Here is an 18666-nt window from a genome sequence, read left to right as displayed (position 1 = left end):
ACTTACCGATGAAGAGAAAACTCAAAGAAATAGCTGCACGTATCAGACGCATCTGGTTGCGCCTGCTCATCCTGCTTCATCCCATCATCAAATGGCTCAGGAAACTCCCCTGGCACAAATTGCGATGGATGAAGAAATGCAATCCGCTGCATTACATCAAGCGCATCGACTGGTACATCATCAAGAAGTTCATTGGCACATACATCTACTCCATTGCACTCATCATCTCGATATCTATCGTGTTTGACGTCAATGACAACCTCACCAAGTTCACCAACTATCACGCACCATTGCGTGCTATTGTGTTCGACTACTATGCCAACTTCATCCCCTATTTTGCCAATCTTTTCTCGCCACTATTCGTTTTCATAGCGGTCATCTTCTTCACCTCTAAACTGGCAGGCAACTCAGAGATTATTGCCATGTTGGCGTGCGGAATGAGTTTCAAGCGCTTGCTCCGCCCCTATATTATCTCTGCAGCACTCATCGCCTTGCTCAACTTCTATCTTGGCGCTTACGTCATCCCTAAAGGAACGGTAGTCCGCCATGACTTTGAATCTCTCTATAAGAATAATAAGAAGAATACATCGGCAAGCAATATTCAGTTGATGGTGGATAAAGGTGTCGTCGCTTATATTTCACAATACGATGATGTCCACAAGACCGGATTCGGCTTTTCACTCTACAAATTTGAAAACAAGAAGATGGTAAGCCACATGACTGCCAGCGTTATTCAATACGACACGATTTCTGATTCACGCTACCATTGGAAAGCTCGCAGTTACAAGATTCGTAAACTGAAAGGTTTGAGAGAGGAAATTCAAAGTGGCATGGAACTCGACACCCTGATCCAAATGGAACCGATGGACCTCATCTTCTCCAAAGGTCAGCAGGAAACGTTCACCTCTCCTGAACTCAGGCAATACATCTCGAAACAACAGTCTCGCGGTTCAAGCAATGTTGTACAATATGAGGTAGAATACCACAAGCGTATCGCCTCATCATTCGCCTCCTTTATCCTCACCATTATAGGTGTTTCACTATCTTCAAGAAAACGAAAAGGCGGCATGGGACTATACTTAGGCATTGGCCTCGCATTGTCGTTCGCCTATATTCTTCTACAAACGGTATGTGCCACCTTCGCTATCAATGCTGACACACCACCGGCATTAGCCGCATGGATTCCAAACATTCTCTATGTGTTTATAGCATACTATTGCTACCGACACGCCCCTAACTAATACATTATTAATTTAAAATAGGAAAAGTGACATTCGAAGAAACATACCTCAACGATAATATCCTCGACGCGCTCTATGACATGCGCTTCGAGGAAATGACTCCCATCCAGGAACAATGCATTCCGCAAATTCTCGACGGGCGCGACCTTATTGGTGTCGCCCAGACAGGAACAGGAAAGACGGCAGCCTATCTCCTGCCGGTACTCAGCATGCTTGATGATGGTGGTTTCCCACACGATGCTGTCAATTGCATCGTCATGTCTCCGACTCGCGAACTTGCCCAACAGATAGACCAAGCCATGCAAGGCTTCGGCTATTATCTCGACGATGTGTCGAGTGTTGCCATCTATGGCGGAAACGATGGTTCACGCTTTGACCAAGAGACCAAGGGACTTAAAATGGGCGCCGATGTGATTATTGCCACCCCAGGACGTCTCCTGTCCCATATTCGCATGGGACATGTAGATCTCTCCCGTCTTTCATTCTTCATCCTCGACGAAGCCGACCGCATGTTGGACATGGGATTCTCTGACGATATCCTGCAGATTGCAAAACTGCTGCCCGACAATCACCAGACCATCATGTTCTCTGCCACCATGCCCGACAAAATTCAGCAATTGGCACGTACACTTTTGACCAACCCTGTCGAGGTGAAGATTGCCGTATCAAAACCGGCAGAAAAGATTCAGCAGTCAGCATACGTATGCTACGAACCGCAGAAGATCAACATCATCCGCCACCTCTTCAAGGCAGGAGAACTTCAACGAGTCATCATCTTCTCCGGCAAGAAAGACAAGGTAAAGGACATTACTCGCGAACTCAAACGCATGAACATCAACTGCGCACCCATGCACAGCGACCTCAGCCAGCAGGAGCGCGACGATGTCATGTATCGGTTCAAGACGGGTCAGGTAGATGTGCTCGTTGCAACAGACATTGTGTCGCGAGGCATTGATATTGACGACATTTTGATGGTCATCAACTACGATGTACCTCATGATGCAGAAGACTACGTCCATCGCATCGGACGCACAGCACGTGCGCAACGCGATGGTGTTGCCATCACTTTTGTCTCTGAATTGGACATGCGTGCCTTTGCCGACATAGAGCGTTTCCTTGAAAAGGAAATTGTCAAGATTCCTATCCCTGAAGGATTGGGCGAAGGTCCTAAATACGAGCCCAATGCACCACGTAAGAACACGCGCGGTCGTGGTGGTCGCAGCAACAACCGTAAGCCTAACGGCAACAAAACTCGCAACAAGCGACGCAGCACCAAGCCATCGTCAGGTGAGCAACCTTCCGTAAAATCTTCCCAAGACTCTGTGACAAGCACACAGTCGAAAGACGGACAACAGAAGCGCAAACGTAGGAGACCCAATGGCAATCACCATAAGAAATCCAATACGCCTCAAAGCAAGACCACTCCTGCCACACCAAAGTCTGAAGCTTGATTGCCTCTTTACGGTAAAAAATTGCTTTGCAGCAAACAATAAGAACTTACGATAAACTATAAAAATCATCCCGTTGGACTTGTCCTCTCCAGACACTCCAACGGGATGATTGTCTTCATGTGGTTTCCACAACCTCTATGCATTTCGCTCAACCATTTTACTTATAACATTCTCTTATGCGCTGAGCCAAAACGCGTTATGACAGTCGGGAATCATATCAATCCATAGCCGTTACTTCACCGTCGCAACAGAGAAATAGTGTTCTCGTAAAGGTTTGGTTATTTTCTTACCTTTAAGAACTATCGTTTGCTTCAGTCTGATGTCCTGCGAAGAAGAAGCCACCTTAACTTCATATTTACCAGGATCAACATTCCATTGACGCTTTCCATTGTTCGAATAATAGCCAAACTGCTCGGTATAAAGTTTAATCCCAACAGTTTTTGTTTCTCCAGGCTCAAGCGTCACACGTGCAAATCCTTGCAATTGTATCGGTCGGATTTGTTGCTTTTTGTCTGTTGGAGAGAGATAAATCTGCGCCACCTCATCGGCTCTCATCTTTCCTGCATTAGTCAAGGTAAATGTCAATTCCACCGCATCGTTATCAGTAGGACACTCCTTTACCATGTTCAGATTTCCATACGAGAACTGCGTATAAGACAGTCCGTATCCAAACGGCCATTCTATGCGTTCATCCTGTTCGATTTTCTCATTATAACAGATTGGTTCGTCTATTTCCGTGTTGGGATAGCTCACCGACAATTTTGCAGACGGCGAAATTCTACCATAAAGGATGTCTGCTACCGCATGACCACCCTCTTCACCAGGGTACCATGCTTGTATGACAGCAGCGCATCTCTTAGAGATTTTCGAGATAATCTGTGCACGTCCTCCAAAGACAACGAGCACAACAGGTTTTCCTGTTGCCAGCAGTTTTTCCACAAATTCCTCTTGCTTACCAGGTAAGCGTAAACCTTGTCTGTCTCTGTTTTCTCCGCAAAGCATTACATTTTCACCCACCGCAGCGATAATCACATCACTTTCGCAAGCCATGTCCAACGCCACTTTTTGATCAGCTTTCTCCCCAGAATCCACCTTACGGTGCAACAACTGGTATTCCCATGCACGCTTGTCACCTGTCTCTGCATATTTCGTCTCTATCTCTTCCGTCCAGTCGCATCCCCGAGCATAAGCCACGTCAACCCCTTCTGGTTTACGAGTTTCCATAGCCTCCTTCAGTTTCACGATCTTCGGCAGATTCTTGTCGCTCCACTGTTTCTGCCATCCTTTCCAGAAGTAGAACATGCTTGGGAAAGAATAGTCTCCACACATCGCCCACATAGAATTGGCATTAGGCCCTGTCAGCAGAACCCTTTTGACATTTTTCAAAGGCAACACCCCATTGTTTTCAAGCAACACAACAGACTGTGTGGCAATATCGTATGCCGTTTTTCTTTCTTCCTCCGAATCAAGCACCACTTCATCATCGCTATAGAGATAACGATTCTCGTCCATCATTCCTGCCTGTATTTTGAAACGTATGACATTCTTGACAGCCCGTTCCACGACTTCTGGTTTCACCAGTTTTTTCTCAATTGCCTCTTGCAAATATTTATAGTTGTCGCCTTTTGGAAAATCAACATCGTTTCCCCCATTAATCGCAGCAACCGCTTTTTCCAGTGGAGTGTCAAGGTTGGGAATCTGGTCAATGGCGGTATAGTCGCTCACCACCATCCCTTTGAATCCAAGGTATCCTCTTAGAATATCATTCAAGATTTCGCTGTTAGCCACACATTTTGTTCCGTGTACTGCATGATATCCAGGCATGATGACTTGACTTCCCGCCAGTCGGATCATCGTCTCGTGAGGCAAGAGAATTTCTTCCATCATCACCTTTTCGTCAGCATCTCCTCCGCCACCATATCCAAGATAATGCTTCGAGCACACTCCCACTCCTTTCTTCAGGTCACCCATCTGCAACCCTTTAGCAAATGCCGTACCCATCATGGCCGAGAGATACGCATCTTCACCATAGGATTCTTCAAGCCGGTTGAAAGACGGTATTCTACACACATCCACCATAGGCGACAGTGACAGAATGCCTCCCATCCTTCGCAAGTCGTTTGCAGTCTGTTTGGTTTTCAGTTCAGCCAATTCAGTATTAAAGGAACAAGCCTGTCCGATTTGCTGCGGATAGATTGTTGCATCTTGCGTATTAACTCCCGATAGCACTTCTTCATGAAACAAAGCAGGAATGCCGTTCGGTGTGTTCTTTATAATCCATTGCTGCAAGGCAACAACTTTTTTTCTGATGTTATCAGCAGATTCAAGATTCTGACTTGCATATTGTGAGAAGTGTCCGATTCCGTTAGGAATGATTTTCCGGCATTGTGCCGTATCCAGCTGACCATTCTGATCAAACAAGTCATCCATATAGATACTTCTCAACTGTGCGAGGCGTTCCTCTTGCGACATTCGTCCGTAGAGTTCATCAACCTGTTGTTCTATTCCCTTCTGCTGGTTGCAAGCCACCAACATCGTAGTGCACGCCATAGTGGCCATAATTTTCATTTTACCCATACCACATAATCGCTTTTACGTTCAACCTGTGGTTTCAAAGCATCAGGCGCAGCATATCCCACAATACAATTTCCAATACCCTCATATTCATCCTTTATTCCGAGTTCCTGAAGGATTTGTTTTCCCTCTTCCGTCTCAAAGGTCTCCTTAGCCCGATGAATCCAGCAGGAGCCCAATCCCAGACTTTGTGCTGCAATCATCATATTTTCCATGACGAGAGTACCGTCATATACTCGTGTTGCCACATCCTTTTTAGCAAGCACCACCAGAACGACAGGAGCTCCATAGAACGGGTCAGCATGTCCGCTGGTTGTATTCATGTTTCTTGCCATGACGATATCGAGGTTTATCCTGCTCAACCTATCTCTCATTTCTTTGTTAGTCACAGCCAGTATGATAGCCGCTTGTTTGTTCATTCCCGAAGGAGCATAGGTTCCAGCTTTGACAATTTGTTCTATGAGTTCATCAGGAACACTTTTAGCCATATACTTCTTTACGCTTCTCCTTTCGATGATGTCTTGAATAGTTTTGTTCATAATCGGTAGTTTATTGTTAGATGGTTTGTTTCTTATCTTGCAAAATTACAAAAAAAGCAAGAGAATCAAGATAGAATGGTATAAAAGATAAAAAAAGACTGATATCTTTATGATACCAGTCTTCTTTCAATATGTATTTCTTATCTATTAGTTCTTGAAGAAATCTTTTACTTCCTCGTTGGGAACCATCTGCTCATCGAAGATGTAAGCACCAGTCTTAGGGCTCTTCACCATCTTGATAACCTTTGAATAAGCGCGACCATCCTTTGAACCTTCATGGAGGGTAGCGACGGTTTTCTTTGCCATAGTCTAATTGCTTAATTATTTAATCTCCTTATGAACGGTCATACGTTTCAGGATGGGGTTATACTTCTTGAGTTCCATTCTCTCGGGAGTGTTCTTACGGTTCTTGGTCGTTACGTAACGGCTTGTTCCGGGCAGTCCACTCTCTTTCATTTCTGTGCACTCCAGGATTACCTGTACACGATCGCCTTTTTTCTTGCTTGCCATAGTTTAGTCTCCTATCACTTTAATATCCTTCCAGTCCACGAAACCTTTGGCAACAGCTTGCTTCAAGGCAGCATCCAGACCTACTTTATTAATCATACGCAGACCAGCAGCACTGATCTTCAACTGAATCCAGCAAGCCTCCTCTACATAGTAGAATTTCTTGCTGAACAGGTTAACGTCAAAGCTACGCTTTGTGCGGTGCTTTGAGTGAGACACATTATTACCAATCTGTGCCTTCTTTCCTGTAATCTGACAAATCTTCGACATTTCTATCTACTTTTAACTTGTTCCTAAATTGTAACTTACTCCAAACAGGTTGCAAAATTACAAAATTTTCTAAACAACAAAGAACCCTACTTTATATTTCGGTATAATATTAACGTTTTTTAACGCTATTATATCCTTGTCTGTTCATCTTTCAGAAAATCGAGAAACATTTGCATGGCTTTGTTGGTTGCAATGGCCAGATTGATATCTCTTCCGTGGTCTTCCTGCACCATGAAAGTCACCTGTCTGTCGATATCTCCACAAGCGAGCCAGATCGTGCCGACGGGAATCTCTTTAGTTCCTCCGGTAGGTCCAGCGAATCCTGTTGCAGCAATGGCATAATTGGTATTGAGTGTCTGACATGCTCCCTTTACCATTTGTTTGGCAACTTCTTCACAGACAGCAGTTTGTTCTTCGAGCACTTGTGCGTCAACATGCAGCAGTCTTTCTTTGATTTCATCGACATACGACACCACTCCACCTTTGAAGTATTTCGATGCTCCCGGTGTAGCGATCATGGCTTCTGCTATTCTTCCTCCGGTACAGCTTTCTGCAGTTCCTACGGTTTTTTCCAATTCCCAGAGTATCTGACTGATTTCACGACTGATAATCTTACTTTCAAAATCCATATTCTTTCTTTTTATTTAAAGGTAACTTTACTGAAGGCAGGCGCATCGATGGGACACGTCTCTCCGTCCAGATATTTATAGTATCCTACAATACCAATCATTGCAGCATTGTCTGTTGTATAGCTGAATTTAGGTATATAGATAGTCCATCCGTATCGTTTGGCATGATCGTGGAATGCGTTTCGCAATCCATTGTTTGCGCTGACTCCTCCTGCCACAGCCACATGTTTGATTCCTGTCTGCTTGACCGCCATCTTCAGTTTCTTCATCAGGATATCGACGATAGTAAATTCGAGTGAAGCGGCAATATCTTCTTGATGGTGTTCGATGAAATCGGGATCCTCTTCCACCCATTTTCTCATATTATAGAGGAATGAAGTCTTGAGTCCAGAGAAGCTGTAGTTAAGACCTGGGATTTGCGGTTCGGCAAACTTGTACGCTTTAGGATTTCCCTGTCGTGCGAGTCGGTCTATGATAGGTCCTCCGGGGTATCCGAGTCCCATGACCTTTGAACATTTATCGATGGCTTCTCCTGCGGCATCGTCGATGGTTTGTCCGAGCACCTCCATGTCGTTATAGGCGTTAACCTTGACAATTTGCGAATTACCTCCGCTGACGAGCAGGCAGAGGAAGGGCAATGGCGGTTGCTGATTGTCATCATCACTTTCTTTGATGAAGTGAGCCATCACGTGACCTTGCAGATGGTTGACGTCGATAAGGGGTATTCCGAGCGATCTTGCAAATCCTTTAGCAAAGCTCACTCCGACGAGCAGCGATCCCATGAGTCCCGGTCCTCTTGTAAATGCCACGGCAGTAAGCTGTTCCTTGGAGATTCCTGCCTTTTTTATGGCTTGATCCACTACAGGCACCACGTTTTGCTGATGTGCTCTTGATGCGAGTTCCGGCACTACGCCGCCGTATGCTTCGTGTACGGCTTGTGATGCTGTTACATTTGAGAGCAGCACACCGTTTTTGAGTACAGCTGCAGATGTATCGTCGCAGCTTGACTCAATTCCCAATATGTAGATATCTTTATTTTCCATTGTTTAGTGTGACAGTATTTCTACTCCATGTTCTGTCATCAGCAGAGTGTGTTCCCACTGTGCAGACGGTTTCTCATCTTCTGTAATAACTTCCCATCCGTATGGGTCGTCAGCATCGATAAAGACCTCCCATGTTCCCATATTGATCATAGGTTCGATGGTGAACACCATTCCCGGTACGAGAAGCATTCCGGGATGTTTCTGTGCGAAATGGCACACTTCCGGTTCTTCGTGGAATTTGAGTCCCACTCCGTGTCCGCAGAGGTCTCTCACCACTCCATAGTGGTATTTTTTGGCATGTTTCTCAATGGCTTTTCCTATTTCTCCAACGAATCCCCATGGTTTAGCGGCCTCCATGCCTATTTCGAGACACTCTTTGGTCACCTCCACGAGTTGTTTCTTTTCAGGAGTTGTTTCGCCAATGATAAACATTCTCGAAGCGTCGGCATAGTATCCGTCGAGGATGGTGGTAAAATCTACGTTGATGATGTCTCCCTCTTCAAGGATATCTGTTGCCTTCGGAATACCGTGACACACCACTTCGTTGATGCTTGTACAAACGCTCATGGGAAATCCTTCATAGTTGAGACAGGCAGGAATGGCTCCGTGTGCTTCGCAGTATTCTCTACAGAGTTTATCTATTTCGAGCGTTGACATTCCTTCGTGTATTTCCTTTTCTATCAGGTCGAGCACTCCTGTGTTGACCACACCCGACCGTCTGATTCCCTCTATTTGTTCTGGAGTCTTCACAAGCTGGCGAGTGGGTACCAATACGCCTTGATTCTCCAAGTGCATAATTTTCTTGTCAAATTCTGTCGGCTGTACGCCTGGCTTACAATGCCACCTTCTTTTTACCATAATAAAAAAAACGTTTTTACGTGGCAAAATTACTAATAAGTGTCAGAATAACCAAACAATTCGTTGAAAAAAACGGTATTATCTGTTACTTCCGATTCTGTTTGATGATGCTGTAGGCGGCATAGAGTCCGAGTTCTCCTGCCTTGCTGAGGTCTGCCACAGCCTGTGCCTGCTGTTTGAGCGCGAGCCTTGCTATTCCTCTGTTGTAGTATGCTTCAGCCAGATGTGAATCCATCTCTATGGCTTTCGAATAGTCTTCTATGGCATGGAGATAATCTTTCCGCTGCACATAGACATTACCTCGGTTGTAATAGAGGATTGCACTGGGATTGTTCTCAATAGCCTCACTCAGGTCGGAGAGCACATTGGCAGTCTTCATACTGATATCTGTACCCTGCGAAGCATTAAACGCGTTGAGTCTTGCCTGGCAGACTGCTCTTTGCCAATAGGCGAGTGTCTGTGTGGAGTCGAGTTGTACAACAGCCGTAAGGTCGTCTATTGCTGCTTCATTATTCTGGGTATCTGAATAGGCTACGGCTCTTATCAGCAGGAGTGCTGCTTTTTGTTTTGCGTCGTGACATTTGTCGATCGTGTCAGCCACCGAGTCTATCAGTGCGAAGTAGCGGTTTGTGGCAGCCTCGTCGAGTGTGCGCAACTGTCGTGTCACATAAAGCTGTCGTGTGCCGCCTTCGTTTCTGTTGAAGTCATCCACCCGTTGGTCGAAGGCAGTTGTTGCGTTCATCCGTTCTACGTCTTTCTGCATGGCGAGCACAAACATAGGAAGATAGTCGAGCGAAGCCTTTCTGTTTTGCACCCTTCCCCGGTAATCGCTTTGATATTCGTGTTCCACCTCCTGTACATCTTCCACAGCCAGTTGGTTGTATTTCTCGATGTCGAGGTCGCTACGTTTTCTCATCTGTTTTTTCGAGAGTCTCGGCTGAATGCCCAAGCGTTTGTTCATCTGTGCTTTGAAGATTCTGAATTCGTCGAGCTCTGCCTGTTTGCTCATACCGAGTTTTCTGTAACAGTCGGCACGGTGTTGCAGTCCAAACCAGAAGTTAGGAAATTCCGCAATGATTTTCGTATAGTCCCTTATGGCACCTCTGATATTTCCGGTATTCTCCAGCAGGAGTGCGCGGTTGAAGAGTGCCATGAGGTTATTGGGCTCCAGGTTGAGCACGAAGTCAAAGTCGAGGATGGCTTGGTTGTCATCTCCCACCTGTGCCCTCAAGAGTCCTCTGTTGTAGTGTGCGAGGAAGTTGTTGGGATCGAGGTCGAGCGCAGTATCATAGTCTGCCATGGTTCCCCTGAGGTTATTGAGGTTGAATCTGGCAATGGCTCGGTTCACATAGCAATCCACTCGTTTGGGCATGAGGTGGATGGCTTTGCTGAGATACTCGTCGCTCTCTTTCCATTGATGCCGTGCCATGCTGATGATGGCTTTCTGGCTCCACAGCGAACCGTCGTATGGGTCGATAGCAATACTTTTATCGAGTGCGACAACAGCTTTTGTGGTGTCTTTCTGGAGCATATAGACCTCTGCCTGCATGGCATAGACTTTCGCGTTCTTGCTCCATCGGGTGAGCATGGTGTCTATCTGTGCCAGTGCCACATCATACTCTTTCTGCTGAATATGACAAAGCACTCTGTTGTGCCACAGATTTCGGTTCTCCGGGTCGTATTTCAGTGCTTTATCGTAGTCTTTCACGGCTCCGGCAAAGTTGTCTTGTCTGATGCGGCAGAGTCCTCTGAGTTCATAGACGCTGACCACAAACGGGTTTCTGCCAAGTGCCTCGGTACAGTCGTTTTCAGCTCCTTGGTAGTCGTCGAGATAGAATTTCGCCAGACCTCTGTAGAACCATGGTTCGTAGAGATACGGTTTTGCCGAGATCACCTGATTGAAATACTGTATGGAGAGCACATAGTCTTCATAGTAGAGTGCCGACTGTCCTACCATGAGCAGTCTGTCGGTATTAAACTGTGCCTTGCCGGTCATTGACGACAGGATCATAAGTGCAACAAGCAGAAGTTTCTTCAAACCTCTGCCCGTTGTCGTTGTCTTAATTACCCTTGTCATCATGTTAACAATCCGTTTTGCTTTACCTTATTACGGGAGCCTGTTTCGCCTGTATGTCTTTTGTGGTCGGTGATTATTTTCTCACCGCCATTTTAGTTTTGTATCCGCAGCGCACACGTCCTTGGAGTAATGCTCTCATCTTACTCTTGATGAGTTGTTTGCGGAGTGGAGAGATGCGATCCACGAAAACCTTGCCTTCGAGGTGGTCAAATTCGTGCTGCATCACGCGTGCAAGGTATCCTTCCACCCATTCGTCGTGTGGTTGCATTTTCTCGTCGAGCCATTGCACGTGAATGCGTGTCGGTCTGGTCACGCGCTCGTGGATGCCGGGCAACGATAGACATCCTTCTTCCGAGGTGTCGGTCTTGCTTTCATCGTATTCCACGATATGTGCATTGATAAACACGTTTCTGAATCCTTTGTATTCAGGGAGGTCATCGCTGATCACATCAAGGTCGATGACCACCAGTCGTATGTCTTTTCCAATCTGTGGTGCAGCCAGTCCGATGCCCTCGCTCTCTGCGAGTGTGTCCCACATGTCGGCAATGAGTTTATCGAGCTCTGGGTAGTCGGCAGTAATATCCTGTGCCACCTTTCTCAACACCGGCTGTCCATATATATAAATAGGTAGTATCATTTCTTGTTGCTTTATTCGTCGTCACGATTTCCGTGCGCGCATATAGTCCTGCAGTATGATCGTGGCACTGATTTCATCCACCAGCGCCTTGTTTTGCCGTGCCTTTTTCTTCAGTCCTCCGTCAAGCATGGCCTGATGGGCAAGTACGGAGGTAAAGCGCTCGTCGAAGAATTCGATGGGCACATCGGGCCGTGCCTTTTTCCATCGGTTCACAAACTGCTGTACGCGCTGCAGGTTTTCGCTGGGCTGTCCGTTGGGCTGTCTGGGTTCTCCTATGACAATGCGCTCCACGGGTTCGCGTGCAATATAGTCGTTGAGGTATTGGAAGAGTTCTGCCGTGGCTACTGTTGCCAATCCTCCTGCAATAATTTGCAGAGGATCGGTAACAGCGAGTCCGGTTCTTTTCTTTCCGTAGTCTATCGAGAGTATTCTCACGCTAAGACTTTCCTTTTTTATCCGTGATTCTTTTTATTTGTTGTAGAGCAACCAAGCGCCTTGATACTTACCCTGGAGTTCGTTGCGGCTTGCAACTGCCTCACCCTTCGTATCAAACGTGGTAGCCACTACGCGGAAGGTGCCACCCTGGGTGTTGCGCACGATCCGTGCATCATAGCCGGCATTGCGGAGCTGCTGCTGCAGTCCTTCGGCGTTGGCCTGAAGTGAGAACGAACCTACTACTACGCTGAAAGCCTTGAGTTCGTTTCCGCTGATGAGGGTTACATTCTCCTGACGCACGTTCACGTTGTCAGTATTGTCAACCACCTGTGTGTCGTTGGCAGGTTTGGTCTCTACGGGTGCCACTACAACGGGTTCTTCCTGTGCGGGCTGCTGCTGTTGCTGTTGCTGCTGTTCTTCTTGCTGCTTGGCTTTCATGTAAGCCTGCTTGTAGGCGCTGTCGCCTGATTTACAACTTGTGAAAGCCATTGCGGCACACAGTCCTGCACATAGGATAATTTGTTTCTTCATTGTTTTATTTGTTTTAATTTTATAATGCTTTTTGAATATCATCTGCGAAATTACAAAATATCGTCCAAACTTGAAGAGAAAAGGTGCATAAAGTTTGTTAAATGGTATCAAATCGCATTATTTTATGAAAAAATATGGCTAAACAGCACGATGTTTTCAAAAAGATTGCCTATATTTGCAGCAACAAACATTATCAACCCTTTAAAACGAAACGACTATGAAGAATTTAGGATTTCTCGGTGCATTCCTCGGTGGTGCTCTCGCCGGAGCCGTAGTTGGACTGCTGTTAGCCCCTGAAAAGGGAGCCGACACTCGTGATAAGATTACCGATGCGGTAGATGACTTCATGAAGAAGCATAATATTAAGCTCAGCCGCAAGGAGATGTCTGACCTTGCCGCCGATATTGTTGACGCAGCACCTGAAGTAAACGAGTAATGCTGTCGAGCGACAAGAATGTAGAGACCATCGGACAACTGGTGCAAGCCGTTATCCGCTATTTGAACCTCCAGAAGGAGAGCATCAAATTTGATGTGGTCGGCAAACTGGTACAGTTGCTGACGGTAGCCGCTTTGGCTGCCGTTGGCTTTCTGCTGGTCATTGCCATCCTCCTCTATTTCTCTTTCGCCGTGGCATTCTGGCTGTCGGCATCGTTAGGCATGACCATGGCATTCATGCTGATCAGTTTGGCTCATCTGCTCTTGCTCGTGGTCGTTTTCATCTTCCGAAAGGCATGGATAGAGCGCCCACTGGTGAAGCTTCTTGCCAACATCCTGATGAGCAACGATCCACAATAGTAACCATGTGAGAGGACTTATTCTTATGCAGACCAAACAACAACAGGTGGGTATTCCACAGACCTTGGAGGACATTCGCGCACGACGCGAACAACTCGCTGAAGAACTTGCTCAGGCGCGCAGCGAGATTAGCGGTCATTGGCACCAACTTGTCACTCCCCAAAAGACCAATACGCGCGGCGAACTTGTTGCTGCGCTGATTTCCAATGCCGTTACGGCATTCGACGCTTTCCTCCTTGTGCGCAAACTGTTGCGCGGCTACCACACCCTTTTCGGTCAGCGCAAGCGCCGTTAAACGATTTCCATTGCCCATGAAAGATACCGTCCTTCTGTTACGGCCATTGCAGTGGGTGAAGAATTTCTTTGTCTTCGCCCCTTTGTTTTTCAGCAACAACCTGCTGAACAGCCATTATTTCCTACAGACACTGTGGGGGTTTGTTGCATTCTGCTTCGTATCGAGCAGCATCTACTGTTTCAACGACATCCATGACGTGGAGAACGACCGCCTCCACCCTAAGAAGTGCCACCGCCCCATTGCCGCCGGCAAGGTGAGCGTGGCTATGGGCTACGTCATCATGATGCTGACACTGGCAGCCAGTCTGATCACAGCCTGTCTCTCCGACTGCAACCACCTGCCCGTGGTCTGCGCCATGCTGGTGGGCTACTGGCTGATGAACGTGGCATACTGCATCCGCCTCAAACAGTACGCCATCCTCGATGTGGCAATCATTGCCGTGGGCTTTGTCATACGCGTACTAATAGGTGGTTTTGCCACCGACATCATCGTATCGGGATGGTTGGTCATGATGACCTTCCTCCTGGCACTCTTCCTTGCCTTTGCCAAGCGCAAAGACGATTACCGCATCTACGAGCAGACGGGCACCATGCCGCGCAAGAGTATTGCGGGCTACAATTCCCAGTTTATCGACCTCTCCGTCACCATCGTGGGCACCATCACCATGGTGTGCTATATTATCTACACCATGAGCGACAGCGTGGTGAGCCATTTCGGTTCGTCCTACGTCTATCTCACCAACGTATGGGTATTGGCAGGACTGTTGCGCTATCTGCAAAACATGCTGGTCTATCAGCGTAGCGGCAGTCCCACCAAAGTACTGGTGAAAGACCATTTCATCCAGACGTGCATCGTTGGCTGGGTGCTCTCATTCTTCTCCATCATCTACCTCTGATTCTCCGTCTCACCTCATGAATACTACGTTTTCCACCGACAACCGCCAAGGGTCTCCATTGGTCAGTTTTATCATCACTTACCACAACGAACCGGCCGACATGCTTCATGCGTGTATCGAGAGCATCCTGGCATTATCGCTGGGCGACAGCGAGCGCGAGATTATCATCATCGACGACGGATCGGACGTGAGTCCCGTCAGCCTTCTGACCGACTGCATCGACGAGGTCATCTATGTGCGACAACGCAATATGGGACTGAGTCAGGCGCGCAACCGGGGCATCGACATGGCACACGGCTATTTCATCCAGTTTGTCGATGCCGACGATGCCATCATCGCCCCACCCTACGAACAGTGTCTTGACCTCGTGCGCTATCAGCAAGCCGACCTCGTGATGTTCTGCAGTTCCGACACCTCAGAGACGACCTTCATCCCTGTTTCCGTCTCTCCTGTCAGTGGCAGTCATTTCATGCGCGAGAGCAATATCAGGGCTGCTGCATGTGGATACCTCTTCGCACGCCGCATCCTCGGCAGCCTGCGCTTCGAGCCCAACATCTACCACGAAGACGAGGCATTCACCCCGCAACTGCTGTTGCGTGCAGAGCGCGTCTTCAACACGCCCTACAAGGCTTACTACTATCGGGCACGCCACGACTCCATCACCAGGAGCAGCGACCAAGACACCATCAGCAAGCGCCTCGACGATACGCTGACGGTACTCACCCAACTCTATCGGCTGACCGATAAGCTGTCGCCTGCCGACCGTCCTGCCATGGAACGGCGCATCGCACAGCTCACCATGGACTATCTCTACAACACCATCATGCTGACACGCTCGGCAAAAAAGCTCGATGCCACCATCGACGCCCTCCGGCAACAGGGACTTTTCCCGTTGCCCGACCGTCCTTATTCCAAGAAATACACGTGGTTCCGACGCCTCGTGGGTAATGCCATCGGACGACGAGCGCTCCTCGCATCCCTGCCGCTCCTACCCCGTCACTGACCCGTCTCATCCCCCCATATTCCATCTCCTATGCGCATTCTTCTCGTCAACGACTACAGTGGACTCCATGCCAACCTCAGTCAGGGGTTGCGCAGTCTGGGGCATGAGGTGACCGTTGTTTCCAACGGCAACGGATGGCGCAACTATCCTCGCGACATCTCGGTCATCAGAAAATCACCCTCCCACATCGACGGAGTGCGCTACCTACTCAACCTCTGGACGCGCATCCTTCCACGACTCACAGGCTATGATGTGGTGCAGCTCATCAATCCCATCTGCTTCGACCTGCGTCCCGAACGCCTGTTTCCTATCTACCGCTTCCTGCGACGCCACAACGGCAAGATGATTCTCGGAGCCTTTGGCGAGGACTCGATATGGGCAAGAACCTGCATCGAAGAGAAACCGCTGCGCTATAGTGACCATAACTTCGGCAATATGGTGCGCACCGATGCTGCCTCTCAAGACCTCCTTGACGTCTGGGTGAATACCCCTCACGAAAAACTCACCCGGCATATTGCCAACGACTGCGACGCCATCGTAGCATGTCTCTACGAGTATATGGCGTGCTACCAACTGCACTATCCTGCCAAGACCCATTTCATCCCCCTGCCCATCGTGCGCCAGACGCCACCCCCTATCCCGTCTCATCCACGTCTGCGCCTGTTCATCGGCATCGACCGCAAGCGTAGTGCCTACAAGGGAACTGACATCATGTTGCGTGCTGCACAAGCCATCGTTGAGCGTTATCCCGACCGTGTAGAACTGCGCACAGCATACTCCGTGCCTTATGCCGAATACCAGATGATGATGAACAATTCCGATGTCATCCTCGACCAGCTCTACAGCTATACGCCATCCATGAATTCCCTCCTTGCCATGTCCAAAGGTATTGTCGTTGTAGGAGGTGGCGAACCCGAAAACTACGAGATTATCCAGGAGAACGAGTTGCGTCCCATCATCAACGTTGAACCGACCGAGCAGAGTGTCTTCCATGCCCTTGAGCAGTTGGTGCTCCATCCTGAGTGTCTGCCACGTCTCAAGCGCGAAAGCATCACCTATGTAGATCGCCACCACGACCACCTGAAGGTTGCCCGTCAGTACGAAGCCCTCTACCAGTCCCTTTAAACAGATTCTCTTTTTATATTTAAGATTGCTGCGCCATAAAAATCCACGGAACAGTGTTTAGGTTATAGGTTAAAGGTTAAAGGTTAAAGGTTAAAGGTTAAAGGTTAAAGGTTATAGTTGAAGATTTTGTTTCCGTCTAATTCCGTCTAAATTCCGATGATAATAATCCACGGAACACACGGAGAACACGGAGAAAGATTTTTATTAAAGATTATTCTCAAGATTTTCATTAAGATTTCGAGCCGTAAGGCGATCCATTATAAAATTCTCCCCAAAAGCGAGGTACTCGAGCGCATTCTGGTCAGGATTTTCTTTAAAGATTATGTTTGTGGAGGCTGAATGATAGATTATTTCTTGCGTCAGCAACATTTCATAAAAGATTTCCTCCAAAGATTTCTTGCGCTCGCGCAACCCAAAAAATACCGTTTCCAAAAACTGTTATCTGTTATCTGTTATTTGTAACGCAAAAAATCGTTTTTGGAAACTGTTATATTGTTATATTGTAACGCTTGGTGTGAATTAGCGTTGTCCAAGAAAACAGGAACAGTCCTCGCGAAACCTATTTTTCCTTTCCGAAAACTGTAATACTGCAAGCCGTAAGAATTGAAAGTCATGATGTCAATGACCTGTCCCTGTGACATCTCGGAGAAAGATTTTCGTAGGATGATAAAGACCACTCCCTCAGACTTCAGACCTCAGACCTCAGACCTCAGACTTCATCTTAGTTGAAGATTTTGTTTACTACCTCCCTGAATTACAGATTATTTCTTGCGAAGCAACATCTTAAAAAAGATTTCCTCCAAAGATTTCTTGCCGTAGGCTACTAAAAAAATTCATTTTCCAAAACTGTTATCTGTTATCTGTTATTTGTAACGCAAAAAATTCGTTTTTGGAAACTGTCAACTGTCAACTGTAACGCAAAAAATCGTTTTTGGAAACTGTTATATTGTTATATTGTAACGCTTGGTGTGAATTAGCGTTGTCCAAGAAAACAGGAACAGTCCTCGCGAAACCTATTTTTCCTTTCCAAAAACTGTAATACTGTAAGCTGTAAGGATTGAAAGTCAGGATGTCAATGACCTGTCACTGTGACATCCCAATATGGTTTGTAGATGCCTAACTTTGGTTTGTAGATACCTCATTTTGTATTTCCAACACCCAACAACTGTTCAAAATCACCTCCATTTCCACACTTTTCTTCCAAAATCCTTGCACAATCCAAATAAATGCTTTACCTTTGCAGTACCAGAACCCGCCAAGCCTCTCAACGATGCTCAAATGAGCGGGTCGTTTTTGTTTTTATAGGTATATGGCAACAAAAATTCCGTTCATAAAAACATACTCCACACCCCAAGAGTTATGGTCCAAGAAACAGAAACCTGTCCTCGTGTTTTAAGAATCCGAAACCTATTTTTCCTTTTCAAAAACTGTAAAACTGTAAGAATTATAAGTCATGATGTCAATGACCTATCCCTGTGACATCTAAGTTCTGCATTACGGGCAGCAAGACTATCGGCTTGTTCTGACAATCGACGGCTCTGCGCTTTCTGTTCGTTGACCATGTTTCTATTGGATGAACGGAGCGTAGTCGTTGTTGTCGTTGGCTTCGTTCCCTCTTTTTTGCCAAAGATGCCCAAGAAACCTTTTCGTTTTGGCTTTTTGGACTGTTCCTGCACACTTTTCTGCACAATAACCGGAATTTGATTGGCTATCTTCTTGTTAATAGATTGTTGTTCATCCATTAACCGGACTATCTGGAAC

The 18666-nt window shown here is 47.0% G+C and carries 20 protein-coding genes and 1 pseudogene; 8 read left to right on the top strand and 13 right to left on the bottom strand.

What is annotated here, in order from left to right; translation table 11 throughout:
- Nucleotides 1-8: 8 nt before the first annotated feature.
- Nucleotides 9-1241 (top strand): LptF/LptG family permease, encoded by a 1233-nt coding sequence (locus CIK88_RS00510; RefSeq protein ID WP_094391799.1) that lies wholly within the window; start codon nt 9-11, stop codon nt 1239-1241.
- Nucleotides 1242-1267: 26 nt separating this feature from the next.
- Nucleotides 1268-2692, top strand: coding sequence for a DEAD/DEAH box helicase (locus CIK88_RS00505; RefSeq protein WP_094433957.1), 1425 nt, complete (start codon nt 1268-1270; stop codon nt 2690-2692).
- Between the two features lie 231 nt (nt 2693-2923).
- On the opposite strand, the gene CIK88_RS00500 is transcribed toward CIK88_RS00505, so the two are convergent.
- The 12 genes from CIK88_RS00500 to CIK88_RS00445 form a co-directional block, all read right to left on the bottom strand.
- Complete coding sequence (locus CIK88_RS00500) at nt 2924-5269, bottom strand: glycoside hydrolase family 3 C-terminal domain-containing protein (RefSeq protein ID WP_094433956.1); 2346 nt, start codon at nt 5267-5269, stop codon at nt 2924-2926.
- Nucleotides 5257-5805, bottom strand: a complete 549-nt coding sequence (locus tag CIK88_RS00495) for a nitroreductase (protein WP_094391802.1) — start codon at nt 5803-5805, stop codon at nt 5257-5259. The genes CIK88_RS00500 and CIK88_RS00495 overlap by 13 nt, the downstream gene beginning before the upstream one ends.
- Nucleotides 5806-5952: 147 nt before the next feature.
- Nucleotides 5953-6111 carry a DUF4295 domain-containing protein gene (locus tag CIK88_RS00490; protein ID WP_094391803.1) on the bottom strand — a complete coding sequence of 53 codons (159 nt, stop codon included), beginning with the start codon at nt 6109-6111 and terminating at the stop codon, nt 5953-5955.
- Between the two features lie 15 nt (nt 6112-6126).
- A complete protein-coding gene (gene rpmG / locus CIK88_RS00485; RefSeq protein WP_094391804.1) occupies nt 6127-6315 on the bottom strand; it encodes a 50S ribosomal protein L33 in 189 nt (62 codons plus the stop codon).
- Between the two features lie 3 nt (nt 6316-6318).
- On the bottom strand, nt 6319-6582 hold the full coding sequence (rpmB, locus tag CIK88_RS00480; RefSeq protein WP_072289873.1) for a 50S ribosomal protein L28: 264 nt from the start codon (nt 6580-6582) through the stop codon (nt 6319-6321).
- A gap of 128 nt (nt 6583-6710) precedes the next feature.
- Nucleotides 6711-7211 carry a CinA family protein gene (locus CIK88_RS00475; RefSeq protein WP_094433955.1) on the bottom strand — a complete coding sequence of 167 codons (501 nt, stop codon included), beginning with the start codon at nt 7209-7211 and terminating at the stop codon, nt 6711-6713.
- A gap of 11 nt (nt 7212-7222) precedes the next feature.
- Nucleotides 7223-8254 (bottom strand): tRNA (adenosine(37)-N6)-threonylcarbamoyltransferase complex transferase subunit TsaD, encoded by a 1032-nt coding sequence (gene tsaD / locus CIK88_RS00470; protein ID WP_094433954.1) that lies wholly within the window; start codon nt 8252-8254, stop codon nt 7223-7225.
- A 3-nt stretch (nt 8255-8257) separates the two neighbouring features.
- Nucleotides 8258-9112 carry a type I methionyl aminopeptidase gene (gene map / locus CIK88_RS00465; RefSeq protein WP_094391807.1) on the bottom strand — a complete coding sequence of 285 codons (855 nt, stop codon included), beginning with the start codon at nt 9110-9112 and terminating at the stop codon, nt 8258-8260.
- Nucleotides 9113-9197: 85 nt separating this feature from the next.
- Nucleotides 9198-11192, bottom strand: a complete 1995-nt coding sequence (locus tag CIK88_RS00460) for a tetratricopeptide repeat protein (RefSeq protein WP_254046815.1) — start codon at nt 11190-11192, stop codon at nt 9198-9200.
- A gap of 70 nt (nt 11193-11262) precedes the next feature.
- A complete protein-coding gene (def, locus tag CIK88_RS00455) occupies nt 11263-11826 on the bottom strand; it encodes a peptide deformylase (RefSeq protein WP_094391808.1) in 564 nt (187 codons plus the stop codon).
- Between the two features lie 21 nt (nt 11827-11847).
- Nucleotides 11848-12261, bottom strand: coding sequence for a Holliday junction resolvase RuvX (gene ruvX / locus CIK88_RS00450; protein WP_094391809.1), 414 nt, complete (start codon nt 12259-12261; stop codon nt 11848-11850).
- Nucleotides 12262-12294: 33 nt separating this feature from the next.
- The gene (locus tag CIK88_RS00445; RefSeq protein ID WP_094434011.1) at nt 12295-12792 is read right to left on the bottom strand and encodes an SPOR domain-containing protein; all 498 of its coding nucleotides are present in this window, start codon (nt 12790-12792) and stop codon (nt 12295-12297) included.
- A gap of 217 nt (nt 12793-13009) precedes the next feature.
- Here CIK88_RS00445 and CIK88_RS00440 point away from each other — a divergent pair, with 217 nt between their 5' ends.
- The 6 genes from CIK88_RS00440 to CIK88_RS00415 are packed head-to-tail and all read left to right on the top strand — an operon-like array spanning nt 13010 to nt 16905.
- Nucleotides 13010-13228: a YtxH domain-containing protein gene (locus CIK88_RS00440; protein WP_094391810.1), complete on the top strand. Its 219-nt coding sequence runs from the start codon at nt 13010-13012 to the stop codon at nt 13226-13228.
- Nucleotides 13228-13587: a hypothetical protein gene (locus CIK88_RS00435; protein ID WP_094391811.1), complete on the top strand. Its 360-nt coding sequence runs from the start codon at nt 13228-13230 to the stop codon at nt 13585-13587. Before CIK88_RS00440 ends, CIK88_RS00435 begins: the two co-directional genes overlap by 1 nt.
- A gap of 25 nt (nt 13588-13612) precedes the next feature.
- Nucleotides 13613-13882: a hypothetical protein gene (locus CIK88_RS00430; RefSeq protein WP_094391812.1), complete on the top strand. Its 270-nt coding sequence runs from the start codon at nt 13613-13615 to the stop codon at nt 13880-13882.
- Between the two features lie 16 nt (nt 13883-13898).
- Entirely contained in the window at nt 13899-14777 is an 879-nt protein-coding gene (locus CIK88_RS00425) for a UbiA prenyltransferase family protein (RefSeq protein ID WP_173815635.1), read from the top strand.
- Between the two features lie 16 nt (nt 14778-14793).
- Nucleotides 14794-15780, top strand: coding sequence for a glycosyltransferase (locus tag CIK88_RS00420; RefSeq protein WP_094433952.1), 987 nt, complete (start codon nt 14794-14796; stop codon nt 15778-15780).
- Between the two features lie 30 nt (nt 15781-15810).
- Nucleotides 15811-16905, top strand: coding sequence for a glycosyltransferase (locus CIK88_RS00415; protein WP_094433951.1), 1095 nt, complete (start codon nt 15811-15813; stop codon nt 16903-16905).
- A gap of 1484 nt (nt 16906-18389) precedes the next feature.
- On the opposite strand, the pseudogene CIK88_RS00405 reads toward CIK88_RS00415, so the two are convergent.
- Nucleotides 18390-18666: pseudogene (locus CIK88_RS00405) on the bottom strand (histidine kinase); the annotation flags it as partial.

The organism is Prevotella sp. P5-50, assembly GCF_002251295.1.
Classification (GTDB): Bacteria; Bacteroidota; Bacteroidia; order Bacteroidales; family Bacteroidaceae; genus Prevotella.
This window is presented reverse-complemented; position numbering and strand designations above follow the sequence as displayed.